Source organism: Mucilaginibacter conchicola (assembly GCF_003432115.1).
Taxonomy (GTDB): Bacteria; Bacteroidota; Bacteroidia; order Sphingobacteriales; family Sphingobacteriaceae; genus Mucilaginibacter; species Mucilaginibacter conchicola.
In genome coordinates, this window is record NZ_QWDC01000002.1 from 614,252 (window position 1) to 639,161 (window position 24,910).

Annotated in this window: 26 protein-coding genes; 1 reads left to right on the plus strand and 25 read right to left on the minus strand. The window is 43.1% G+C overall.

The features are described 5' to 3' along the window. Window positions 1-7 precede the first annotated feature (7 nt). From D0C36_RS12400 to D0C36_RS12525, 25 genes are all read right to left on the minus strand, one after another. The gene (locus D0C36_RS12400; protein ID WP_117391946.1) at window positions 8-649 is read right to left on the minus strand and encodes a DedA family protein; all 642 of its coding nucleotides are present in this window, start codon (window positions 647-649) and stop codon (window positions 8-10) included. A gap of 51 nt (window positions 650-700) precedes the next feature. Continuing rightward, window positions 701-2,089 carry an NADH-quinone oxidoreductase subunit N gene (locus D0C36_RS12405; protein ID WP_117391947.1) on the minus strand — a complete coding sequence of 463 codons (1,389 nt, stop codon included), beginning with the start codon at window positions 2,087-2,089 and terminating at the stop codon, window positions 701-703. A gap of 9 nt (window positions 2,090-2,098) precedes the next feature. After that, entirely contained in the window at window positions 2,099-3,565 is a 1,467-nt protein-coding gene (locus D0C36_RS12410) for a complex I subunit 4 family protein (protein ID WP_117391948.1), read from the minus strand. 23 nt (window positions 3,566-3,588) lie between these two features. Next, on the minus strand, window positions 3,589-5,493 hold the full coding sequence (gene nuoL, locus D0C36_RS12415) for an NADH-quinone oxidoreductase subunit L (RefSeq protein WP_117391949.1): 1,905 nt from the start codon (window positions 5,491-5,493) through the stop codon (window positions 3,589-3,591). A gap of 104 nt (window positions 5,494-5,597) precedes the next feature. Beyond that, window positions 5,598-5,927 (minus strand): NADH-quinone oxidoreductase subunit NuoK, encoded by a 330-nt coding sequence (nuoK, locus tag D0C36_RS12420; RefSeq protein ID WP_117391950.1) that lies wholly within the window; start codon window positions 5,925-5,927, stop codon window positions 5,598-5,600. Further along, window positions 5,927-6,433 carry an NADH-quinone oxidoreductase subunit J family protein gene (locus D0C36_RS12425; protein WP_117391951.1) on the minus strand — a complete coding sequence of 169 codons (507 nt, stop codon included), beginning with the start codon at window positions 6,431-6,433 and terminating at the stop codon, window positions 5,927-5,929. Before D0C36_RS12425 ends, nuoK begins: the two co-directional genes overlap by 1 nt. Window positions 6,434-6,494: 61 nt before the next feature. Next, the gene (locus tag D0C36_RS12430) at window positions 6,495-6,992 is read right to left on the minus strand and encodes a NuoI/complex I 23 kDa subunit family protein (RefSeq protein ID WP_117391952.1); all 498 of its coding nucleotides are present in this window, start codon (window positions 6,990-6,992) and stop codon (window positions 6,495-6,497) included. A gap of 16 nt (window positions 6,993-7,008) precedes the next feature. After that, window positions 7,009-8,049: an NADH-quinone oxidoreductase subunit NuoH gene (nuoH, locus tag D0C36_RS12435; protein ID WP_117391953.1), complete on the minus strand. Its 1,041-nt coding sequence runs from the start codon at window positions 8,047-8,049 to the stop codon at window positions 7,009-7,011. Continuing rightward, window positions 8,049-9,047: a 2Fe-2S iron-sulfur cluster-binding protein gene (locus tag D0C36_RS12440; protein WP_117391954.1), complete on the minus strand. Its 999-nt coding sequence runs from the start codon at window positions 9,045-9,047 to the stop codon at window positions 8,049-8,051. The genes nuoH and D0C36_RS12440 overlap by 1 nt, the downstream gene beginning before the upstream one ends. 61 nt (window positions 9,048-9,108) lie before the next feature. Continuing rightward, a complete protein-coding gene (locus tag D0C36_RS12445; protein WP_117391955.1) occupies window positions 9,109-9,462 on the minus strand; it encodes a four helix bundle protein in 354 nt (117 codons plus the stop codon). A 47-nt stretch (window positions 9,463-9,509) separates the two neighbouring features. Beyond that, complete coding sequence (nuoF, locus tag D0C36_RS12450) at window positions 9,510-10,874, minus strand: NADH-quinone oxidoreductase subunit NuoF (protein WP_117391956.1); 1,365 nt, start codon at window positions 10,872-10,874, stop codon at window positions 9,510-9,512. After that, window positions 10,874-11,398, minus strand: coding sequence for an NADH-quinone oxidoreductase subunit NuoE family protein (locus tag D0C36_RS12455; protein WP_117391957.1), 525 nt, complete (start codon window positions 11,396-11,398; stop codon window positions 10,874-10,876). The genes nuoF and D0C36_RS12455 overlap by 1 nt, the downstream gene beginning before the upstream one ends. After that, window positions 11,391-12,602: an NADH-quinone oxidoreductase subunit D gene (locus D0C36_RS12460; RefSeq protein ID WP_117391958.1), complete on the minus strand. Its 1,212-nt coding sequence runs from the start codon at window positions 12,600-12,602 to the stop codon at window positions 11,391-11,393. Before D0C36_RS12460 ends, D0C36_RS12455 begins: the two co-directional genes overlap by 8 nt. Window positions 12,603-12,605: 3 nt before the next feature. Then, window positions 12,606-13,109 (minus strand): NADH-quinone oxidoreductase subunit C, encoded by a 504-nt coding sequence (locus tag D0C36_RS12465; protein ID WP_117391959.1) that lies wholly within the window; start codon window positions 13,107-13,109, stop codon window positions 12,606-12,608. Continuing rightward, window positions 13,109-13,651, minus strand: a complete 543-nt coding sequence (locus D0C36_RS12470; protein WP_117391960.1) for an NADH-quinone oxidoreductase subunit B — start codon at window positions 13,649-13,651, stop codon at window positions 13,109-13,111. The genes D0C36_RS12465 and D0C36_RS12470 overlap by 1 nt, the downstream gene beginning before the upstream one ends. 113 nt (window positions 13,652-13,764) lie before the next feature. Next, a complete protein-coding gene (locus D0C36_RS12475) occupies window positions 13,765-14,136 on the minus strand; it encodes an NADH-quinone oxidoreductase subunit A (protein WP_117391961.1) in 372 nt (123 codons plus the stop codon). Window positions 14,137-14,212: 76 nt separating this feature from the next. Then, on the minus strand, window positions 14,213-15,913 hold the full coding sequence (locus D0C36_RS12480; RefSeq protein WP_233524477.1) for a tetratricopeptide repeat protein: 1,701 nt from the start codon (window positions 15,911-15,913) through the stop codon (window positions 14,213-14,215). Window positions 15,914-15,947: 34 nt separating this feature from the next. Next, on the minus strand, window positions 15,948-16,874 hold the full coding sequence (locus tag D0C36_RS12485; RefSeq protein WP_117391963.1) for a PstS family phosphate ABC transporter substrate-binding protein: 927 nt from the start codon (window positions 16,872-16,874) through the stop codon (window positions 15,948-15,950). Between the two features lie 226 nt (window positions 16,875-17,100). Continuing rightward, entirely contained in the window at window positions 17,101-17,925 is an 825-nt protein-coding gene (locus D0C36_RS12495) for an energy transducer TonB (protein ID WP_117391965.1), read from the minus strand. A 29-nt stretch (window positions 17,926-17,954) separates the two neighbouring features. Beyond that, a complete protein-coding gene (locus tag D0C36_RS12500; protein ID WP_117391966.1) occupies window positions 17,955-18,488 on the minus strand; it encodes an ExbD/TolR family protein in 534 nt (177 codons plus the stop codon). Between the two features lie 7 nt (window positions 18,489-18,495). Beyond that, on the minus strand, window positions 18,496-19,113 hold the full coding sequence (locus D0C36_RS12505; RefSeq protein ID WP_117391967.1) for an ExbD/TolR family protein: 618 nt from the start codon (window positions 19,111-19,113) through the stop codon (window positions 18,496-18,498). Window positions 19,114-19,213: 100 nt separating this feature from the next. Continuing rightward, window positions 19,214-20,047 (minus strand): MotA/TolQ/ExbB proton channel family protein, encoded by an 834-nt coding sequence (locus D0C36_RS12510; RefSeq protein ID WP_117391968.1) that lies wholly within the window; start codon window positions 20,045-20,047, stop codon window positions 19,214-19,216. Window positions 20,048-20,340: 293 nt separating this feature from the next. After that, entirely contained in the window at window positions 20,341-21,945 is a 1,605-nt protein-coding gene (pckA, locus tag D0C36_RS12515; RefSeq protein ID WP_117391969.1) for a phosphoenolpyruvate carboxykinase (ATP), read from the minus strand. A gap of 159 nt (window positions 21,946-22,104) precedes the next feature. Then, window positions 22,105-22,440 (minus strand): translation initiation factor, encoded by a 336-nt coding sequence (locus D0C36_RS12520; protein ID WP_117391970.1) that lies wholly within the window; start codon window positions 22,438-22,440, stop codon window positions 22,105-22,107. Window positions 22,441-22,548: 108 nt separating this feature from the next. Then, window positions 22,549-23,442 (minus strand): diacylglycerol/lipid kinase family protein, encoded by an 894-nt coding sequence (locus D0C36_RS12525; protein WP_117391971.1) that lies wholly within the window; start codon window positions 23,440-23,442, stop codon window positions 22,549-22,551. A gap of 213 nt (window positions 23,443-23,655) precedes the next feature. Here D0C36_RS12525 and metK point away from each other — a divergent pair, with 213 nt between their 5' ends. Then, window positions 23,656-24,906: a methionine adenosyltransferase gene (gene metK / locus D0C36_RS12530; RefSeq protein ID WP_117391972.1), complete on the plus strand. Its 1,251-nt coding sequence runs from the start codon at window positions 23,656-23,658 to the stop codon at window positions 24,904-24,906. The last annotated feature ends 4 nt before the right edge of the window (window positions 24,907-24,910 follow it).

Consider the following 24,910-nt stretch of genomic DNA (forward strand, 5'->3'; position numbering starts at 1 on the left):
TTAATTTTTACTTTTCCTTTTGATCGTTGTTCATTCGCCTTCTCACATAAGCAACAATCAGCGGAATTGTTGTAATTATTATTAATCCGAGTACTACGTACTGTAAATAATCTTTTAGCTGCGGAAAGCGCCTGCCCAAAAAATAACCGGCTAAGGTTAATGTTGTTACCCAGGCAATGCCGCCAACAACGTTGTAAAGACTAAACTTCTTAAAGTCAACCTTTACAATACCCGCAAATATAGGAGCAAATGTCCTAACTATCGGGAAAAATCTGCCTAAAATAAGTGCTGTACCGCCATATTTGGCATAAAACTCTTCGGCAACGGTTATGTATCGTTTCTTAAAAAACCACGAGTCCTTCCGGCTAAACAATACCGGCCCCGTTCGGTAACCAAACCAGTACCCAGTAAAATTACCCAATACAGCCGCCGCTATCAGAGATGGAACCAACATGTAAATAGGTACATGGATAATACCTGCTGCAGTTAATATGCCGGCCAAAAACAACAGATAATCGCCTGGTAAAAAGAACCCGAAGAACAGGCCTGTTTCTGCGTAAACCACAATTAACAGCAATGCAAAGCCACCATTACTTAAAATAGACTTTGCATCTGTAAGATTTTGCAGGTATTCCCAAAAATTTTCCATTAACGATATCCGTAAAACTACAAATATTAAATCAATTTGCAGTTAGTGCCTTTATTTAATAAGGCCGGATATTAATGTAGGGTAAACGCCCACTATGATGGTTGCCAGTGCCGAGAAACCCAACACAAACTTGTAATAAGCCGGAACTTCAACCTGCTCGCGATCGGCACTGCGGAAGTACATGGCAATAATAACGCGGAAATAGTAGAAAATGCTGATGATGGCATTTACCACTGCTACTATAACCAACCATATACGGTACTGCGATAACGCGCCCGAGAACATGTAGAATTTACCAATAAAACCTGCGGTAAGCGGGATACCTGCTAATGATAGCATAGCAACTGTAAGCACCAACGCCAGAAACGGGTTTTTGCCCGCCAGGCCATTAAAGCCCTCAAAGTTATCAGTACCGGTTTGCTGCCTTACCAGTATCAACCCACCAAATGCAATGATAGATGCAATTGAGTAAGCTGTAGAATACATAAATATTGAGGTGGCAGAGCTTGCGCCGATAGCCACAATGGCAAACAATAAATAACCTGCGTGTGAGATGCTCGAGAAAGCCATCATACGCTTAAAGCTTTGCTGGTATAACGCCGTGATGTTACCGATAAACAGGGTGAGGATGGTAATCACCAGCAATACCGGTGTCCAGAACTGTGCAATTGGCAGGAAGCATGCTGAGAATAAACGCAGGAATGCTGCAAAACCGGCTACCTTAACCACTGTTGACATGAACAGGGTAATCAGAGAAGGGGCACCTTCGTACACATCCGGTGTCCAGAAATGGAATGGTGCTGCACCTACTTTAAAGCAAAGGCCTACAATGATCAGCATAACGCCGGTGTAGAACATCGGGTCGGCCTTACGGCCTGCGCTTAATACCCAGTCGCGGATGATATCGATATCAAAAGAACCGGTAGCACCGTATATCAATGCAATACCAAATAACAGGAAGCCGGTTGAAAAAGCACCCATCAGGAAGTATTTTAAAGCAGCTTCGTTTGAGGCAAAATCATTTTTGCGGATACCTGCCAGGATGTATAAACTTACCGACATGATCTCGATACCGATAAACATCATGGTAAGGTTATGGTACGATACCATTACCAATATACCCGTTAACGAGAACAGGATAATAGCGTAATACTCTGCAATGTGATTGCTTATTTTTTCAAAGTATCCTTTAGATAACAACAGGATAAGTATAGTAGATATAATGCTGATAGCAGAGAAAGCTACTGAAAAGTTATTGTACAATAACATTCCGTTAAACTCAGAATGCGCTTCATCAAGCGTTGTCCATTGCATTACTGATGTTACCAGTGCTGCTAAAAGGCCAAGTACGGCAACAGGCAATAAAGCCTTTTGTGCTTTATACAAACCCAGGTACAAAAGTACAATAGGTAAAATAGCTATGATAATTATCGAGGTCATGTATCTATATTAAAATTTCGCCGCAGCGAACTTAGCCGAAACTGTTTGGAACAAATTAGTGATCGATGCTTCTGATAAATGCAGCAATGGCTGCGGATAAACACCGATGATGATAATTAAAGCGCAAATGATACCAAGTACCAGTTTCTCTGATCCTTTGATATCTGTAAAGGTAGCCGTAAGCTCATTTAGCTCGCCTTGCATTACGTTTTTGTACATGCGCAACATGTAAACCGCACCAAAAATGATGGTTAAGCCAGCTACTGCAGCAAATACAATGGTATAGTTATATACACCTTTCAGTAACAGGAACTCGCCCACAAAACCGTTAGTTAACGGCAGGGCAACCGTGCCTAAAACAATGATCAAAAACGCTATAGAGAACTTTGGTGCTACTTTGGCGATGCCACCCATCAGGCTGATATCACGTGTACCTAAACGGCGGCTGATGATATCCCAGATAAAGAACATACCCACCACATTGATACCGTGGCTCACCATTTGTATCATGGCACCTTGTAAACCCTGTACGCTCCAGGCAAAAATACCGGCAGCTATTAAGCCTACGTGTGCTATTGATGAGTAAGCAACCAAACGCTTACCATCCTTTTGTTTGAATGCGATAACCGAACCATAAACAATACCGATAACTGAAAGTATCAAAGCATAATATCCCCAGTATGCAAATGCGATAGGCGCATTCGGAATCAACCAGCGGATAACACCGTAGATACCCATTTTAAGCATGATACCTGATAACATCATAGTACCTGCAGTAGGTGCTTCGGTATAGGTATCGGGCTGCCAGGTATGGAAAGGGAATACAGGCATTTTAATAGCAAATGCAATGAAAAATCCCCAGAAGATCCAGGTTTGCTGTTTCATGCTCAAGCTTAGCTCGTAAAACGAGTGTATATCATAAAGCTTGTTTGGCGTTTGCAGGTACAGGTAGATGATAGCTACCAGCATAAACAGTGAACCTGCAAAAGTGTAAATGAAGAACTTGATATTTACACGGATGCGGTTTTCGCCGCCCCATAATGCACATATAAAATAGATAGGGATCAACGCTGCTTCCCAACCAACATAGAAAAGGAAACCATCAAGCGCGGTAAATACAGTCAATAAACCTGCCTGCATAAACAATATCAGCGCGTAAATAGCTTTGCCGTTTTTGTATTGATGCTCGTAAGTACTCAGTATGATCAGCGGTACCAGCACTGTTGTTAACAGTACCATTACCATGCTTATACCATCAATACCTGCACTAAAGTAAATGCCAAATTGCGGTATCCATGGTACATCAACCAAATACTGGATGGATGCGTTTGGAACAAAGCCGGTCACAAATGATATGGCCAAACCAAGTTCAACAAGGGCAAAAAACAATGCGGCATGCTTTGCCACTTCGTTCTTAAAAAACAGAGTTAAAACTGCTGCTACTACCGGTAAAAAAAGTAAAATGCTAACCGTCATTTTATATCGTAAACGCTAAGCGCTTAAATTTTAACTAAACTGTAAATCAAAATACCAATGATGCCAAGCACCATCATAAATATGTAGAAACCAACGTTACCGGTTTGCAGTAAACGCAGGCCTTTACTTGTATCCATAGTTCCCTGGCCAAGACCGTTCACAAAACCATCAATACCCATCTTCTCTACCACGCGGTACAAGAAGTTTGAAAGGCTATCCAATGGTTTGCGGATAATTTTATCGTACAATTCATCAATGTAGAATTTATTGTATGACAGGTTTGCCAGTGCAGGGCGCTCTTCTTCGTCAGATACCGGAACGCTTGCGCCCGATACATACTTGCTGTAAGCATAACCCATGGCTGCCAAAGCGATCAGTACTGATGTACCCATCAATATCCACTCTGTGCTGTGGCTAACTTCATGCTCGCCTAATAACTTGTGCGATTGTTCAAACACAGGGGCAAGGTATGCGCCCAACTCATGGTGGCCGCCCAGTACTGCCGGTACACCGATAGCTCCGGCGATAGCCGAAAGCACTGCCAATATGATCAATGGAATGGTCATGTTAGCAGGCGACTCGTGCAGGTGGTGCTCTTGCTCATGCGTGCCGCGGAACTTACCCCAGAAGGTAAGGTACATCATCCTGAACATGTAGAATGAGGTTAAACCTGCGGTGATAACACCTATTACATAAAATACTGTGCTGTGTGCAAATGCTGCAGCTAAAATTTCGTCTTTAGAGAAGAAGCCCGAGAACGGTGGGATACCTGCGATGGCAATAGTACCAACCAGCATGGTGATGAAGGTAGTTTTGATCTTACCTTTCAGGCCGCCCATTTTGCGCATATCCTGTTCACCGCTCATGGCGTGGATAACAGAACCTGCACCCAGGAACAACAATGCTTTAAAGAAAGCGTGTGTTAACACGTGGAAGAAAGCACCTGTGTAAGCGCCAACGCCCAAACCCAAGAACATATAACCCAACTGCGATACGGTTGAGTAAGCCAACACTTTCTTGATGTCGGTTTGTGTTAATGCTATTAAAGCTGCAAACGCTGCGGTAGCCAAACCAATAATGGCAATAATTTCCATTGTGGTTGGTGCCAGCGTGAACAGGATGTTTGAGCGTGCTATCATGTAGATACCTGCTGTAACCATGGTTGCAGCGTGTATCAAGGCTGATACCGGGGTTGGGCCGGCCATCGCATCAGGCAACCAGGTAAACAATGGCAATTGTGCCGATTTACCAACCGCACCTACAAACAGTAATAAAGTGATCAGTACGATTGGGGCACCGTGCGAAACTGCGCCAACTGCTTTAGGGAAAATATCAGCATAAGCAACGCTGCCAAACTGATCCATCAGCAGGAATATACCTAACAGGAAACCAAGGTCGCCTATACGGTTCATGATAAAAGCTTTCTTAGCGGCATCGGCATAGCTTGGGTTGGTATACCAGAAACCGATAAGCAGGTATGAACATAAACCTACACCTTCCCAGCCAATAAACATTACCACATAGTTGCTGCCCATAACCAGCAGCAGCATGAAGAACACGAAAAGGTTCAAGTAAGCGAAAAACTTACCAAAACCGGCATCATCATGCATATAACCTACCGAGTACAGGTGAATTAAGAAACCAACACCGGTGATGATCAACAGCATAATTGAGCTAAGCTGATCTATCAAAAACGCCATTTGGATGTGGAATGTGCCTACGCTGATCCAATCAAACAAATGAACGTTTACAGGTGCACCGGTTGATTTAACCTGGAAAAATGTAGCAACGCTTAAACCAAATGATGCCAATACCAGTAAACTGCCAATGGTGCCAATAACACCTTTAGACAAGGCATTGCGCCCAAGGCCGTTGATAATAAAACCGGCTAAGGGTAGTACAGGAATAAGCCAGATCAAATTGTTCATATAATGTAATTGCCCCCTAACCCCCTGAAGGGGGAATAGAAGTTTTTCTTTTTATTTATTCACGCCACACTAAACTCCCCCTTCAGGGGGCTGGGGGGCGAGTTTTACCACTTCAACCTGTTCAACACGTTAATGTCGATAGAATTGGTGTTACGGTATATCATTACTATAATGGCAAGGCCTACTGCAACTTCGGCAGCGGCAAGTGCCATAATAAAAAATACAAAGACCTGCCCGGCTGCATCACCGCGGTAAACAGAAAATGCGGTAAGCAACAGGTTAACCGAGTTAAGCATCAGCTCAACCGACATGAATATGATGATAGCGTTACGACGTAGCAATACGCCCATAACACCTATCGAAAAAATGATAGCGCTTAAAAATATGTAGTGGTTAAGCGGAACCGCTTGAATGGTACTGGTTAAACTTTCCATCAGATGGTTGCTTTAGGTTCTTTCTCTTTTGTTGCCAGTAATACCGCACCTACCATTGCTGATAGTAACAGTACTGATGATATCTCAAAAGGCAATAAAAATTCGTTGAATAATACTTTACCAAGGTTTTTAACCAAACCAAGGTTAGGGTCTTTTAACACTACAGGGTCTGATACGCCTAACGATTTCAATGACGATACCAGCGCAACAGCTAAAATACCGCCGCCAAATACAGCAGATATTTTCACCATGAACGGTTTAACCGGCTCGGCCTCTTTGTTGAGGTTGATGAGCATCAGCGTGTACAGGAACAGTACCAGTATGGCACCCATGTAAACAATGAAGTTTACAACCGCCAAAAACTGCGCGTTAAGCAAAATGTAATGAATGGTAAACGTAAAAAAGGTGAGCACCAGGTACAGGATACTGTGTACCGGGTTTTTTGCAGAAATAACCAGTATTGAAAAAAATATGGATAAAAACGCAATGAAGTAAAATGTACTCATGGTTGATATTTACAAATACCCTTAGCCCCGTTTTAAAGCTGGCCAAAGGTATAAACTTTGGTTATTGATTTAAAGGTGCCTCTACTAATTTATCTTTACCGTATATAAAATCCTTACGCAGGTAATCTGAAGGGATGATATCGCCGTCCAGGTAGATCGCCTCTTTAGGGCATGCTTCTTCGCATAATCCGCAAAAAATGCAACGCAGCATGTTTATCTCGTACACCGCAGCGTATTTCTCTTCGCGGTATAGGTTCTCTTCACCTTTCTGGCGCTCTGCAGCCTGCATGGTAATAGCCTCTGCAGGGCACGATAGTGCGCAAAGGCCACAAGCTGTACAACGTTCGCGGCCATCCTCATCGCGTTTAAGCGAGTGCATGCCACGGAAGTTTTCAGAGAACTCACGTTTTTCTTCGGGATACTTAATGGTCACCGGCTTTTTAAAAAAGTGGCTCATGGTGATAGAAAGCCCCTTAGCTATAGTAGGTAGGTAAGCACGCTCCCAAAAATTGAGCGGCTTTACTTCTAATTGCTTCTTTTTATTACTTAATGATTCCATTAATTAAAATCCTTCTCTATTTGAAAAAAGTCATAAATATACCGGTCAACACGATGTTGGCAATTGCCAATGGGATCAATGTTTTCCAGCCAAGGTCCATCAACTGGTCGTAACGGAAACGCGGGATGGTCCAGCGTACCCACATAAAGAAGAAGATGAACAGGAATATTTTAGCAAACAACGCCACCACGCCTAAAATGGCAACCAGGTTTGGCGAGTGTATCATATCCATAAAAGGGAAATTGTAGCCGCCAAAGTAAAGCGTAGCCATAACTGCCGATGAAATGAACATGTTAATGTATTCTGCAAACAGGTAAAAACCCAGTTTCATTGATGAGTACTCGGTGTGGTAACCACCTACCAGCTCGGTCTCACACTCAGGTAAGTCGAAAGGTGAACGGTTGGTCTCCGCAAAGGCACAAACAATGAATAGCAGGAAGCCTAAAGGCTGTTTAAATACGTTCCAGCTAAAATAGCCATCAGCCCAGAAACCGTGTTGTTGTTTAGCAATTTCACCAAGGCTTAGGGTACCTGTTACCATCAGCAAAGCGATGATAGAAAGGCCCATTGAAATTTCGTAGCTGATATTTTGTGATGCTGCGCGGATGGCACCTAACAAAGAGTATTTGTTGTTTGATGCCCAGCCACCTATCATGATACCGTACACACCTAATGATACTACACCAAAGATGTAAAGGATACCTACGTTGATATCAGTAACCTGCAACGGGATAACACGGCCGCCTATCTCCAGGTTTTGTCCCCATGGAATAACTGCCGAACCGATACAGGCCGTTAAAATAGCTAATGAAGGGCCTACAATGAACAGGAAACCTGTTGCGTTGGTGGGGATGATCTCTTCTTTCAGGAACATTTTGCCACCATCGGCCAAAGGTTGTAGAATACCCCATGGGCCTGCGCGGTTAGGGCCAACCCTATCCTGGAAAAAGGCTGCGATCTTACGCTCAGCATAGGTAGAGTACATGGCTACTACCAGGCTTATCGCAAATATAATAACGATCAGTGCGATCTTAATAAGCAGGTCTATAGTTTCCATTACAGGCGTGTCTCCCTTTCAAATTGTTCTTTATTGGCTTCCTGCAGTACCGGGTTAGTTTTTACAACCGGCAGCGGTTTAAGCGTATCGTAGTGGTTTGAGTTGATAACCGATTTGTTTGAAACCTTGCGCGGGCCTTCAATAACCCAGTCAGCAGTTTTCTTTTTATCAAAGCGGCAGGTGTTGCAGATAAATTCTTCTACTTCGCCATACTCATCTTTGCGGCCGGTTACACGGATAACATCCTCGCCTTTGTACCAAAGAGTTACTTTACCGCAGCAACCTTCAGTTTGGCACTCGCGGTGTGCTTCAACAGGTTTGGTGAACCAAACACGGTTTTTAAAACGGAAAGTTTTATCGGTTAAAGCACCTACAGGGCAAACGTCAATTACGTTACCGCTAAAGTCGTTATCAACGGCTTTTTGTATGTAGGTTGAGATCTCTGAATGATCACCACGGTTTAAGATACCGTGTATACGGTGATCGGTTATCTGATCGGCAGTGAAAACACAACGGTAGCAAAGGATACAACGCGTCATGTGCAGTTGTATCTTATCACCGATGTCAATTTTATCGAACGTGCGGCGGTCAAACTCGTAACGGGTTTTAGCAGCACCGTGCTCGTAACCTAAGTCCTGCAGGTGGCACTCGCCGGCCTGGTCGCAAACAGGGCAATCAAGCGGGTGGTTGATCAAAAGCATCTCCACAACGCCTTTACGTGCCTCAATTACCTCTGGCGAAGTAATGTTTTGCACCACCATACCATCCATAACGGTAGTACGGCAACTGGCAACCAGCTTAGGCATAGGGCGTGGGTCTTTTTCAGAACCCTGACTTACTTTTACCAAACAGGTACGGCATTTACCGCCACTACCCTGCAGTTTTGAGTAATAGCACATAGCAGGCGGAACAATCTCACCACCTATCATCCTTGCGGCGTTAAGGATGGTTGTCCCGGCTTCTACCTCTATTGATATGTTATCAATTGTAACCTTCATGGATAATTCAAAATTAAAAAGTCAAAAGTCAAAAACTCTTATCCTTTTTATAATTCCTTTATTACTTAAGGTTGATGATTATCCGAGCGATGATCTTTGAAATCTCATCTGCCTCGGTCAGCAACTTGTTTAGCTTCTCTTTCTCGTCTGATAAGATCGTATCCCTTATCAAACATATCCAGTATTTCGTTTCGTTTCCAGATTTAAGAGCTATGTTGTAAAAGTTCCTAAAATCCTTCGTCGAACTACCGGCCTTAGCCTCTATTATGTTGGCACCTATCGAGGTACCGCTTCTTAGCAACTGGTCAAATACTGAAAAGTAAATTCTGTCATATTTTGCATTTGAGATAAAAAGCACAATCTCTTTTGAGAACTGGTAACATCGTTGTTTGATGTCGTATGGCTTTTCGCTCAAGTTGCTTTTCTATTTTGAATTTTTACTTTTGAATTTTGACTTAAACTCTACGCCTCCGCTGTTTCTAACTTAGGCAGCGGATCTGCATAATGTGCTAAACCGTAGTTGTTTGTGACAGCAATTGACGGGTTAGTTACGTGCCACTCAAACTCATCTCTGAAGTGGCGGATAGCGCTGGCCACCGGCCAAGCTGCCGCATCACCCAGCGGACAAATTGTATTACCTTCTATTTTCTTGCTTACATCAACCAGCAGGTCCATGTCGCTCATTTTACCGTGACCGTACTCAAGGCGGTGAAGTACTTTCTCCATCCATCCTGTACCCTCACGGCATGGCGAACACTGGCCACAGCTTTCGTGGTGATAGAAACGGGCAAAGTTCCAGGTGTTGCGAACAATACACTGGTCTTCATCATAAGCGATGAAACCACCCGAACCTAACATGGTACCGGTAGCAAAACCACCATCAGATAATGACTCGTAGCTCATTAAACGGTTCTCGTTGTTGATGGTCTTCAAGATCAGGTTAGCAGGCAGGATAGGTACTGATGAACCACCAGCAACTACTGCTTTTAAGCGTTTGCCATTGGCAATACCCTGGCAATAATCATCGCCATAAATAAAGTCTTCAACAGGTACGCCTAATTCTATCTCGTAAACACCGGGGCGCTTAAGGTTACCACCTGCTGAGATCAGCTTGGTACCTGTACTACGGCCGATGCCTATTTTAGCGTACTCGTCGCCACCTTCATTAATGATAGGCACTACTGCTGCGATAGACTCTACGTTGTTTACCACGGTAGGGCAGCCATACAAACCCGCAATAGCCGGGAATGGCGGTTTAATACGCGGGTTACCGCGTTTACCTTCCAATGATTCTAACAAGGCGGTCTCTTCGCCACAGATATAAGCACCACCGCCCGGCTGTACATACAGCTCAAGATCGTAACCGGTGCCTAAAATATTTTTTCCCAGGAAGCCAGCATTTTTTGCTTCTGCGATAGCACGTTCAAGGATACGGATCTGCGGCATCATCTCACCACGCAGGTAGATGTATGACGTTTTTGCACCTAAAGCGTAGCTGGCTACGATCATCCCCTCAATTAATAAGTGAGGGATGTGGGTCATTAAATAACGGTCTTTGAAAGTTCCAGGCTCAGATTCGTCGCCGTTGCAAACCAGGTAACGTGGTACGCCTTCCGGCTTAGCCAAAAAGCTCCATTTCATACCGGTTGGGAAACCTGCACCACCACGGCCACGCAAGCCCGATTTTTTAACCTCTTCAACCACATCATCTGGCGAAAGGGTTTTCAGGGCTTTCTCTACCGATGCATAGCCGCCTTTTGAGCGGTAAACATCAAAGGTATTGATGCCGGGTACGTTTATATGTTCAAGTAAAAGTTTGCGTCCCATTAGTTGTTCGCCTTTCCTTTTAAATCGCTTATCAGCTTATCAACCGATTCGTTGGTTAAGTTCTCGTAGAAAGTATACTCGGGGCCAATTTGCAGTACCGGGCCGTAACCACAGGCAGCAAGGCACTCTACGCCTCTCCAGCTAAATAAGCCATCAGGGGTAACATCACCTTCTTTAACACCAAGTGTTTTCTCAATATGCTCCATTATCGGCGTAGCGCCAACAATTTCGCATGGGCCGGTGCGGCAAACCTCAAGCATGTATTTGCCTTGCGGCTTTAAGAAATACATGGTGTAAAATGTTGCCACCTCGTAAACCTCAATAGGTTCAATTTTTAAATACTCGGCAACCTTATCCATTGCAGGTGCGCTAACCCAGCCTAATTCGGCTTGTACAAGGTGCAGGATAGGCAATAGCGCCGATTTCCGCTTACCCTCTGGGTAGCGGCTAACTACATCGGCAAATTTGCCAAGCAGTTCCGGTGTAAAGGTTACCGGCGCGTCGGTATTTTGTACACTAAGCATCTAACTCTCCGGCTATAACGTTTAAACTACTCATGTTAATAATGGCATCAGAAAGCAGCATGCCGCGGCTCATTGGTGCATACATCTGGTAATTGATGAAACTTGGCCTGCGGAAGTGCAAGCGGTACGGCGAACGGCCGCCATCGTTTACCAGATAAAAACCAAGCTCGCCATTAGCGCCTTCAACGCTGTGGTAAACCTCGGCAGTTGGTGTTTCCACTTCGCCCATCACAATTTTAAAGTGATAGATCAACGCTTCCATGTTGTTGTACACTTCCTCTTTTGGGGGCAGGTAAAACGCAGGCACATCGGCGTGGAATATATCTGATGGTTCTTTTTCTATTTTATCCAAAGCCTGCTCAATTAAGCGAAGGCTCTGCCACATTTCTTCGTTACGTACCAGGAAACGATTATAAACGTCGCCGTTCTCGCCTACAGGTACTTCAAAGTCAAACTCATCATAAGATGAATATGGCTCCATTGCACGCACATCATAGTCAACACCTGCTGCACGTAATAACGGGCCGCTCCAGCTGTAGCTTAAAGCATCTTCAGCAGATACAGCTGCTACGCCGCGGGTACGATCAACAAATATGCGGTTACGGTTAAACAGCGCTTCAAACTCTTTTAATACCGGCGGGAATTTCTTTACAAATTTCCTGATCTTATCAAAAGCGATCTGGTTAAAATTACGCTCAAAACCGCCTATACGGCCAATGTTGGTTGTTAAACGCGAGCCGCAGATCTCTTCGTAGATCTCATAGATCTCTTCGCGGTACTCCATCATGTACAGGAAGCCGGTGAAAGCACCTGTATCTACACCCAATACACCATTACAGATAATATGGTCGGCAATACGCGCCAACTCCATAATAATGATGCGCATGTAATCAACACGCTTAGGAGTAGTGATATTTAAAAGCTTCTCAACCGTCATGTGCCAGCCCATGTTGTTAATAGGCGACGAACAATAATTTAAACGGTCGGTTAGCGGGGTTATCTGGTAGAATGGGCGATGCTCGGCAATTTTTTCAAATGCACGGTGTATGTAACCAATGGTTGATACGCCGCTTACAATACGCTCGCCATCCAACTGCAAAACGTTCTGGAACACACCGTGGGTTGCAGGGTGGGTTGGGCCCAGGTTTAGCGTAGAGTATTCACTCTGCGGATCGGTATCGATATATACGGGATGGTTCTGCATATCTTATCTTCCGAAAAAGTAATCTTTTTTATCAACGCGGTTAGGGTCTTCTAACGGATACTCCTTACGCATCGGGAATACGGTCATGTCATCAACATTCAGTATCCGGCGAAGGTCTGGGTGGCCGTCAAATATCACACCGAAGAAATCATAAGTTTCACGCTCCATCCAGTTAGCGCCGTCCCATATAGTTGAGGCGGTAGGGATGTGCAGGTTATCTAACGATAAGAAAACCTTAAGCCTGATGCGTGTATTTGTAGTAAGGCTGTGCAGGTGGTAAATTACGCCGATTGGCTTTTCCAGCTCGGGGTAATGTATAGCAGTTAAATCTGTAAGGAAGATAAACTTCAGCGCTGCATCAGTTTTAAGGAACGTTAATACCTCGGTAATAACTGAGGGATCTATTTCTACGGTAAGCAGCCCAAAATCGGCACCGGTTTGTGTTACCTTGCCGGCGAAGTTTTCATCAAGCCTTTTTAAAAGCTCTTCGTTAGCTATCTTACCCATTATTGTATTCCGTATTTAGCAAGTAATTCCTGGTATTTAGGTTCGTTACGGCGGCGCAGCGTTTCTGTTTTAACCAGATGTTGAATACCCATAAAGCCATCAATAATAGCTTCGGGGCGTGGCGGGCAACCAGGTACATAAACATCTACCGGTATTACCTCATCAATACCCTGCAAAACAGAGTAAGTATCAAATATACCACCGCTTGATGCGCAGGCTCCAACAGCCATTACCCAACGCGGCTCGGCCATTTGCAGGTAAACCTGGCGAAGTACAGGGGCCATCTTTTTAGAGATAGTACCCATTACCATCAGCAGATCGGCCTGGCGAGGTGAAAAGCTTAAACGCTCGGCACCAAAGCGAGACAGGTCATAGTGTGAGCCCATGGTAGCCATAAACTCAATACCGCAACAAGAAGTAGCAAATGGTAGCGGCCATAGTGAATTGGCACGCGCCAAACCTATCGCCTTATCAAGTGAAGTAGCGAAAAACCCCGATCCCTCAACTCCCGCGGGGGCATCAACTATTTGTATATCGCTCATTATTTATTGTAATGAAATTAATATCAGCCATGGCTAATAGCGCAAATTTACAACAAAGTGCTGTAAGAAATACACAATGAGCGTTGGTGTGATATATTTAGAATCAGTCTAAACTAATCCCAGTCTAATGCTTTCTTTTTGATAACGTAGATAAAGCCGGCAAGCAGAGTGGCCATAAAGATGAACATCTCTATCATACCGGTTTTGCCCATATCACGGAAGTTAACCGCCCACGGGTACATGAAAATAACTTCCACATCAAACAGCACAAAAAGAATAGCAACCAGGAAGTATTTGATAGACGCAGGGGTACGCGCGTTACCCACCACCTCGATACCCGACTCGAACGGGGTAAGTTTATCCTTAGTTTGGCGCTTAGGGCCTATTTTGTGGGTAACAAACATTGTTGTAACCACAAAACCAATAGCCACCAGCATTTGGAAAATGATGGGTAAATAATTAACCGGTAAACTTTGTGCTTCCATGCTGCAAATATACAAATGTGTGTATAATAAAAAAGCCCCTAAAAAAGGGGCTTCTTGTATTTAGAATTGTTATTGTTTACTTGCCTTTAGCAGCGCCACCTTTCTTAGAGAAGAAGGTTACAACCTGCTTATTGGTAGGATCCATTTCGCGGGCCTTGGTAAAGTAATCAGTAGCTTTTGCCATATCTTTGTCCTTAAATTCGGCATAAGTACCTAAGTAAACATAAGCTTCAGCAAGGTCTTTTTTAACTTTATCTGCAGGGGCACCTTTTGCAAGGGCTACCTCAATAAACTTCTCGTAATATGGTTTTGCGTAACCAACAATATTGTTACGGTCTTTTTCGCGATAATCATTTACACGTGCACGGAACACGTATGAATCCGGAGTGGTTGGGCTTTTCTGCGCAACGTAGCTAAATGCAGAATCTGCTTTTGCTAACAATGATGTATCAGCCTTAACACTTTTATCTTTAGAAAAATACTGATCCTGGAAGCCGTAGTAGTAGCTCAAACCTTCATAGAAGTGATCTAATAACTTGGCGTTACGGCTTTTTTGAGTATAAGTATTGTAAGCCTCTGCAGCTTCAAGATATTTCTTTTGACCAAATAAGGTTTTACCGATATCTGAATATACATCTGCTTGTGTTGTATCAATTGAAGCAGCTTTACGTAGAGAAGCAATACCTAACGAATCTTGTTTTGAAGCGATCTGCAAACGGCCCAGGTACAAGTAGTCACGAGGGATAACACGTTTAGGATCTGCTTTAGTGATCCAGGTGTTCATTGCCTGTAAACCTGCAGGGTAATCTTTGTTCTCGTAAGCAGCATAAGCTAAATAACGGTAAACTTTTAAGTTGTTAGCCGCATCTTTAGATAATGCCTGCGCTTCTGTTTGCAGGGTTTTGTAATCGCCTGATAGTAATAAGAAGTCGGCGTAACGTAAACGTGAATCAAGAGACAAATCTGTTAGCGATAGGTATTTTTTGTACTGATCTGTAGCTTCTTTGATCTTAGCTGATGCCATACGCGGATCGTTGAATGCCCAACGTACGTCGGTTTCAGCCCACTCGCGGTAAGCAGGGCCATAGTTAGGATCAATAGCCAAAGCAGCTTTGTACTCAGTTTCTGATGATTCAAAGTTGTTAGCGTATTTCCAGATAACACCGGTTGCAACTTTAGCGTGAGCAAGTTTCGGATCGATATCCAAAGCTGCCTGGTAGCTGCTTAATGCATCAGTGTTTTTCAACTGTGTACGGTAAGCATCGCCTAAAGCGATCAAAATCTCGGCATCTTTAGCATTAACGGCTTTGCCTTTGTTAAGCGCAGCAATTGCGGCGTTTGCATCTTCTGCAGGTACTTTACCGTCTACATTGTTTAACAAGTAAGATAAACCAACATAAAGGTATGGCTTGCTATCTTTACCGGCTAAGCTTAATGCCTGGTTAAAGTTTGTAGAAGCACCGGCTTTATCTTTATCCAAAACAGCAACTGCACCTAAACCTGCATAGTTAAGAGCCGATTTTGGATTAACAGCAATACCTTTCTGGAAAATTGCTTTTGCAGAATCCGGATACTCTTGTAGTACATAAACCCAGCCGTAGTAAAAGAAATTCTCATCTTTATTAGCCTGAGTTGTGGTCAAGTTTTTAAGCATCGTTTTAGCTTTCTGATACTGTTCTGCGTCGATCGCCTTCTTAGCATCAGCTAAACTTTGTGCGAAAGCTGACGACCCCACAACACTCAGCGCCAGTACGATCTTACTTATTTTACTGATCATTTTCATCTTAGTTTATTGTATAATAAAAATATAGTTAGTGTACAAAGTTAATCTCCCTTGTCGGAAGTGAATCAGGCAACAGGCCCGATTTTAATATGATCCGCTGGCCTCGTTCGCTCGCCAAAAAGGATGCGAATCCGGCACCTAAACCCTTGCGGCCCGTGCAGTCTATGATATACAAAGGCCTGCTTAACGGATATGTCTTTTGGACAAGAGTTGTCTGCGATGGTTTAAAGTATTCATTAGGCGAAGTCTTACTGCTTTCGTCTTTTACACCTACAATTTTAACCTTGTCAACAGCCTCCGCATAGTCCTGATCCGGATCATTAAGCCAGCTAAAGCCAGTTATTCCAATTGAATTGGGGTGTGTACTTACGTACTTAATAACCTCTTTATTTGAACTTAATGCATAAATATTTTTCTGTTTAAACTCTTGATTACCAGACAATAGCTTCAAATACCTTACCAAACTGGAGTTAGGGTTATCAAACACAATACTTTTGTCTGTTTTTGCTTTCCCATTCAACATTTGCTTTATCTCTTTTACAGAGATGGTGGTATCATTTGACGCCTGATTGACAATTAATGCAACAGCGTCAATAGCAAATTTGTTTACATCGGGTATAAGTTCCCGTCTTTTTAGCAGGCCTAACTCAGTTGTATCCAACTGACGCGCTATGATTGCTACACGCGTTTTATCGTTAAGCAAATCATCTAAAACACCCGTCTCGGGTTTGTATGTAATAACAGGTTTAGCTTCAGTAAAGATGCCCTTAAAAACAAAAAGCTCCTCTTCAACTATAGGTGAAAAAGATTCATCTGCCGAAAATTTAGCCGTACCGGTGGCAAAGCCATCTAACGGGGCTTTTGTTTTATTATTCGTATTGCCACCTTGCCCGCAACCTTGCGTAAAAAGCGAAACGGCAATAGCATAAATAAACGGTTTTGCGTTAATTTTCATTAGGGTTCTTCCTTAGGTAACGTGAAAAACGCAATACAGCGTATAATAAAATTACTGAACCAAAAATTGTTCTGCGCGATTGAGGCATATCCAACGGAAACTTATCCCAAAAGATGATAAGTAAGCCCAGCGCTATAAAACAAATAAATGCGGTAACTCCTAAAATAAGCAAAAACCGCCTTTTGGGCGATTTTTGCTGTTCTTTGTTATCTTCTAACATTAAATTTTATTCTTCTGCCAGTGCAAAGTTTACAGGGATACTGTATTGTACACGCACCGGACGTCCGTTCTGAATACCAGGTTTCCATTTCGGAGAAGATTTAAGTACGCGCATTGCTTCTTCGTCACAACCGCTACCAATGCCTCTAACAACTTTGATATCAGTTAATGAACCGTCGCGCTCAACCACGAAGGTTAAGATAACACGGCCTTGCACGTTATTTTCTCTCGCAACCGGAGGATAACGAATATTCTTACTCAAATATTTACCAAATGCTGCATCGCCACCCGGGAAAGCCGGAGATTGCTCTACTGCGGTAAAGATTTGGTTAGGGTTTTCTTCAACAACCTGTTTAACGTCTGAGTTACCTACCGGTTCTTCAATACGAATATCGGCATTTGGGTCACCCTTTTGGTCTTTTGGACCAGGGTCAGCAACCTCAAGGTCTTTTACGGTTGGTGGTTCTTTCTCACGCACCTCGTTATCCGGTTTTACTACCGGAGGTGGGAAACGCACCTGGTCAACTTTTGGTTTAGGTGGTTCCGGTGGTGGCGGAGGTGGTTTTTCTTGTTCATTAACCGGTGGTGGTGGTAAAACCACTTCGGTCACTTTCACTTTCTCAGCAGCTTTCGGGATAATACCCTCGATAGCGTTTAGAATCGTTTTTAAAGAGATAAGGAAAACAAATAGCACTACACCTATTAAAAGAGCCCTGTTAGTATGGCGAGGGTTATCTTTTCTAAGCTCGTATGCGCCGTATGCCTTATTACGTCCTGTAAAAACAACGTCGATCCACTGCTGGTTTAATATGTCTAATTTTGATCCGAACATTGTTATAACGTTTGTTTGTTAATTATCAATTAGTAGTTACCATCACGTTTCAGCAGCTCAAGCTCTGGCGCCGTAATATCTACAATAGCAAGTGATTGTACGTTTGTGATTTTCATCTCATCCAAAGCATCAACCAGGTTTTTGTAGGTTGATTTGTCGCTTGGTTTGATCAATACCACCATGTACTTACCAGTACTTTGCTGTACTTCCTGGCCTTTTTCGATAAGGACTTTACGTAAGCCATCTTTACCATAAGAGGTAGTTTCTGGCGGAGTTTTGCCCGGTTCACCGATAAACCATTCTACTTTGTTATTGGCACCTAAAAGGAGTGTCATTGACCTTGATGCCGCAACAGGCAACTCATCTTTAACTTTCTCATCCTTATCAGGCATGGTAACATCCATTGCTTTAGGCTTAGCTAACGTAGTAGTTAGCATAAAGAAGGTGATCAGTAAGAACGCAAGGTCAACCATCGCGGTTAAGTCAACACGGGTTGACGCCTTTTTACTTCTTACCTTCCCGCCTTTTTTCCCCCCGCCGGAGGAGGTGTCTAATTCTGCCATTTCTTAATTATTTTTTTGGCGCAGCACGCAGCGACGTTATGAAATTAAATTTGTTAATTTTCTGGTTGGTAAGGATTCTGATTACATCCTTAACTACCGGGTACTCTTCCTTGTTATCGCCTTTAACACCTATACGTAACGCTTTGTTGTGTAGAGCTACGTCGGCTTTACGCGCTTCGCGGATCCAGTCAGACAACTCGTTGTTGTTTGTTGTATCGCGAGGGATACCAGGTTGCTTAAACTCTTTTCTTTGATCGGGTTCAAGCGCAAGGAAACCTTTTAGCTGTGCAATTGGCACACCGAATACAGGAAGACCTGAAAATTTAATTTGCTCCTCTGGGGTGAAATTGATTTTATATTTCTCGCCCATTTGGATAAGCGTTTGCTTGCGGATATCATTACCATCAACACTAAAGAACACTTTACCCTGGCCAACGGTTAACGTTAACATGTTATCATCAGGCACAGGCTGCTCAACTGAAGAGGCAGGAATATCAACTTGCACCGGATCTTCAGTTCTCGGTTTTGCAGTTAATATGAAGAAAGTAAGCAACAGGAAAGCTACGTCGCACATGGCGGTCATATCTATCGAAGTGCTCTTTCTTGCTACTTTTACTCTTGGCATTTTTCCTTTGTTTATGTAATAATGTAAAATTAAAGACTTTAAATTTAATAACCAAATTTTATTTTGTTAAAAATGGTTATATAAGAACTTTATTTTACGATTATTTGTTTTTGTGAGATGCCGCAAATGTTTGAACGATGCTGAAACCAGTTTCGTCGATAGCGTAAGTCAGTTTATCAATTTTAGAAGTAAACACGTTGTACATTACAATTGATACAGCTGAAGTACCGATACCTAATGCAGTATTGATAAGTGCCTCAGAGATGTGAGAAGATAGTTCTGCCTGGTTTGGAGCACCTGATGCTGCCAAAGTAGCGAACGCACCGATCATACCGATTACCGTACCTAATAGACCGGTTAATGTACCGATAGATACCAAAGTAGCGATGATGGTTAAGTTTTGCTCTAACATTGGCATTTCTAAAGCTGTTGCTTCTTCAATGTCTTTTTGGATAGCTAAAGTTTTTTGATCTACGTCAAGGTTTTGCTCTGCTTCCATCTCACGGTATTTTTTCAAACCTGATTTGATAACGTTTGCAACAGAACCTTTTTGTTTGTCACACTCAGCGTTAGCAGCATCAATGTTACCAGAGTTTAATGAAGATTGTACTTTTCTTACGAAAGCATCAACGTTACCAGTACCAGAAGCTTTGCCAATTACCACAAACCTCTCAAGAGAGAATACAATAACCATTAACAGGTATGACATAATTAAAGGTACGATAACACCACCTTTGTGTACAGTACCGTAGATATCGGTTGGATCGTTAGCAGGATCGCCGCCTTTATAGTGACTTGGGTGACCTAAGATGAAAATGAAGATTAATACAGCTACTACAAGACAAAGTGGAATAGTTAAAGTCGCAAATGCGCCCGATGCACTTGAGCTTTCTTTTTTTACAGGAGTAGTTGGTTTTGTTGGTGCGTTTGCCATTACTTTTTAATTTTTAGTTTTCGTTTTGTTTATAATATAAGTTAAATAAAATGTGTGCGCAATAAGCGAAAAACAAAATTAGAATTTCTATGAAATAAAAAAACTATTTCTGTAATTCTTTATAATAATTTAATATTCAGCAAAAAGCGTTCTGCAAATTGGTTTTTACATAACGCTATTAAACAGAAAAATTGTCTTTTACCGAGACAATTTTTTACAATAAAACCGATAATTTTTAATAATCGCAAGTTATAACACATAAAAAATGTGTAACTAAACTGATATAGTACAGTCTAAAATACTGCCGAAACTGTGTTTGGGCCTGCGTTTATTAGGTTTATCGGGCTGATTACCACATATTTTTCAAAATTACTAACAAAGGCTAAAGCTAACTTGTTTGCCTGTTCTTCATACTTTTCAGTATCGGCCCAGGTATTGCGGGGATCTAACACATCATCAGGTATGCCCGGGCAACTTAACGGTATGTTCATATTATAAACCGGATCAGTGCGGAAACCCACCTTGCCCAGTCTTCCATCTAACACGGCATTCACCATTGCCCGCGTATAAGACAGCTTTATACGTTCGCCGGTGCCGTATGGCCCGCCCGTCCAGCCGGTATTGATGAGCCAAACACTTGCATTTTGTTCCGTTATTTTCTTTCCAAGCAAATTGGCATACTCTATTGGGTGCAACGGCAGGAAGGCCTCACCAAAGCAGGCTGAGAAAGTTGCTACAGGTTCATTAATACCGGCCTCGGTACCAGCAACCTTTGCTGTATAGCCTGATATAAAATAATACATGGCTTGCTCAACAGTTAGTTTAGCAACAGGTGGTAATACACCAAACGCATCAGCCGTAAGGAAGAAGATATGCTTAGGCGCTTCACCCGCCGATGGTATCAATGCATTATTAATATAGTGCACAGGGTAGGCAACCCGCGTATTTTCGGTTTTACATATATTATTATAGTCTGCCTCATTAGTACCTTTTATAAAACTAACGTTCTCTAACAGGGCGCCTTGCTGTATGGCGTTGAATATTTGCGGTTCGCTCTCAGCACTTAGCCCGGCACATTTGGCGTAACATCCCCCTTCAAAATTAAATATGGCTTCATCGCTCCAGCCATGCTCATCATCGCCTATCAGGCGGCGGTTGGTATCAGCAGATAATGTGGTTTTACCGGTGCCTGATAAACCGAAGAAAATAGCTGTATCGCCATCCGGCCCAACGTTGGCAGAGCAATGCATTGGCAATACCTTATTATAATAAGGTAAGGTAAAGTTAAGTACCGAGAAGATGCTCTTTTTAATTTCGCCGGTATAACCCGTACCACCTATCAAAATAATACGCTTACTGAAACTGATGATAGTAAAATTCTTTTGGCGGGTACCATCCGTTTCGGGATCGGCTTCAAAACCCGGAGCAGCAATAACTGTCCAGTCCATAGTATTATTAATATCGCTTTTATCAGGGCGAATAAATAAATGGTACGCGAACAGGTTCTGGTATGCGGTCTCTGTTATCACTCTTACGCTCATGCTATAGCGTTCATCGGCGCAAACGCTGCAATCGCGCACAAACAGGTCGCGGCCATTGAGGTAGGCCATCATACGTTTTTGGATACCCACAAAATGTGCACCATCCATTTTATAGTTTACCTTACCCCACCAAACATTATTGTGCGATACGCTGTCATCAACAATAAACCTGTCTTTAGGGGAGCGGCCTGTAAACTTCCCGGTATCAACAGCAAGGGCGCCGGTATCGGTTAATACGCCTTCATTACGCTGTAGAGCTGCTTCTATCAAAGCAGCAGGAGCTAACTGGTAAAATATTGTTGATTGGTGAATGCCTAAAGCGGCTAATGGACTGGCGAAGGTGGGTACGCTTTTCATGTAAGGGTAATTTTTGTTTTGTTACTCCAAACTTAGTATCGGTTAACACCAACACCCAAGTACAAAAAAGCAATTTATTTACATGATGTATTTTTTACACACCATGCAAATAATTGATTTATAGATATTTATGTTTAATAAATATTTTATCTCAATACACTATCCACCTGCTTTTTTGGCTTTGTAGCCATCGGTTTGCAGCATGGTTAATACTTTATCGCGAAAATCGCCTTGCAGCAGTATCTCTCCATCTTTAACAGAACCACCCACACCGCATTTACTTTTCAGCTTTTTGCCAATGGCCTCCAGATCAGCATCAGTACCGATGAAACCGCTTACACGGGTTACCAGTTTGTTACCCTTTATACGATCAAGAAATATCTTTAGATTTTGCTGCTGGGGTGGCAGCGTATCTTGCTGGCCATTACCTTCTTCCTGGTACTGAAAATCAGGATCGGTAGAATACATTATGCCGGTGTAGTTTTTCTTTGCCATATTTATTCAGGCGTCATTGCGAGGAACGAAGCAATCTCTATGCTATACAGAGCCGCTCTTCAAATTCGGAGATTGCTTCGTTCCTCGCAATGACGCGTACTTTTAGGGTCAATTACTTTTATACGAACTCCCCACTATAACTTTTAGTACCGATGGCACTACATCTATATTAATATCTACATCGGCAGATTGCGGCTCGCCATCCAGGTGGATAGGCCCCGGTTTTACACGGGTAATGTCTACGTGTTTCCCCTTTATGATCTCTACGTATTTTGATTTATCTGCCGTTTTGGTGAACATCCTTAAACCCATCTCAGGGAATCGCCAAAGCGGGAAAGGTTTTATCACGCATACATCCAGCAAACCATCCTGTACCGAGGCCGTTGGCGATACGTGTGCGTTATTGCCATATTGTGATGAATTGGCAATGCTCAACATAAAAGCTTCGCGGTCTAATGGCGTTCCATCAACCTCAATATGGTATTCCTGGGCGCGGTACTGTGATATTTCTTGTACAGATGACTTAAAATAGTTTACAAAACCACGCTTTTCGCTCCCCTGTGCAAAAACATGGCTGATGTGGGCATCAAAACCCATACCCGCCATATTAAAGAACCACTGATTGTTCATTTTACCCGCGTCTATCACAATGCTGCGACCGATGTTCATATTCTTGATGGCATCAACCGTTCCCATAGGGATGCCCAGGAAGCGGGCCAGCCCGTTACCGGAGCCAAAAGGAATAACAGCAAGTTCGGTGTCAGTTTCTACTATGCCCGATGCTATTTCGTTTACAGTACCATCGCCGCCAACGGCTACTATGGTATCATATTCGCCCACTGCGGCTACAGCCAGATCATGCGCGTGGAAAATACCGGTGGTAAACTCAAAATCGTATTCAAAAATAGATGGGTCAAGGTGTTGCTTTACCAGCCCCGGCACGTCATCCTTTTTCTTACCGCCCGATACGGGGTTTATTATAAATAAAGCTTTCCTTTTCAACTATCTATGTTTGAGCGGGCAAAAGTAAATGTTTTTCGGCTTTGTGGAAAATTGTTTTATTTTTGCCACCCGAAAGTGGACTGATTTAATGCCTTTACATACTCAAAGGCTGGATTGCAACCACGTAAAAAAGTGCTAACCCTGCTCTCCTTTTTACAGCGATTCAACAATAAATCTCTTACCTTTCGGCTTTAACGTTTTATACATTATTATATGTCATATTTATTTACATCGGAGTCTGTTTCAGAAGGGCATCCGGATAAAGTTGCCGACCAAATATCTGATGCGTTAATTGATAACTTCCTGGCTTTTGACCCGGAATCAAAAGTAGCGTGCGAAACTTTGGTTACTACCGGCCAGGTGATACTTGCCGGCGAGGTAAAATCAAAAACTTATTTAGACGTTCAAAAAATTGCCCGCGATGTAATTAACCGTATTGGTTATACCAAAGGCGAATATATGTTTGATGGTAACTCTTGTGGTGTGCTATCGGCTATCCACGAGCAATCACCGGATATTAACCAGGGTGTTGACCGCACAAGCAAAGAAGAGCAAGGTGCCGGCGACCAGGGTATGATGTTTGGCTACGCTACCAGCGAAACCGACAACTATATGCCGCTTGCGCTGGATATCGCTCACGCTTTATTGCGCGAGCTTGCTGCTATCCGCCGCGAAAACACCGACATCAAATACCTTCGCCCGGATGCAAAATCACAGGTGACTTTGGAGTACAACAACGACAACCAGCCACAACGCATTGATGCCATTGTTATATCAACCCAGCACGATGATTTTGCTGAAGAGAAAGAAATGTTAGAAAAGATCAAAAACGATATCATCAGCATTTTGATCCCTCGTGTTAAGGCTAAATATCCAAAATACGCACACTTCTTTAACAACGATATTAAATATCACATTAACCCAACCGGTAAATTTGTTATTGGTGGCCCGCATGGCGATACCGGCTTAACCGGCCGTAAGATCATTGTGGACACCTACGGTGGTAAAGGCGCACACGGTGGTGGTGCTTTTTCTGGTAAAGACCCATCAAAAGTTGACCGCTCTGCTGCTTATGCAACCCGCCACATTGCCAAGAACCTGGTAGCTGCCGGTGTTTGCAGCGAGGTGTTGGTACAGGTATCATACGCTATAGGCGTGGCGCAGCCAATGGGTATTTACGTAAATACTTACGGCACTGCTAAAGTTGGTTTAACTGATGGCGAGATCGCTAAAAAAGTTGAAGCTATCTTTAACATGACCCCTTACGCTATCGAAACCCGCTTTAAACTGCGTAACCCTATCTACAGCGAAACTGCTGCTTACGGTCACTTCGGTCGCCCTAACGAAACGGTTACCAAATCATTTAACGCACACGATGGCAGCGTAGTAACCCGCGAGGTAGAACTGTTTACCTGGGAGAAACTTGACTACGTAGACCAGGTTAAAAGCGCCTTCGGTTTGTAATATT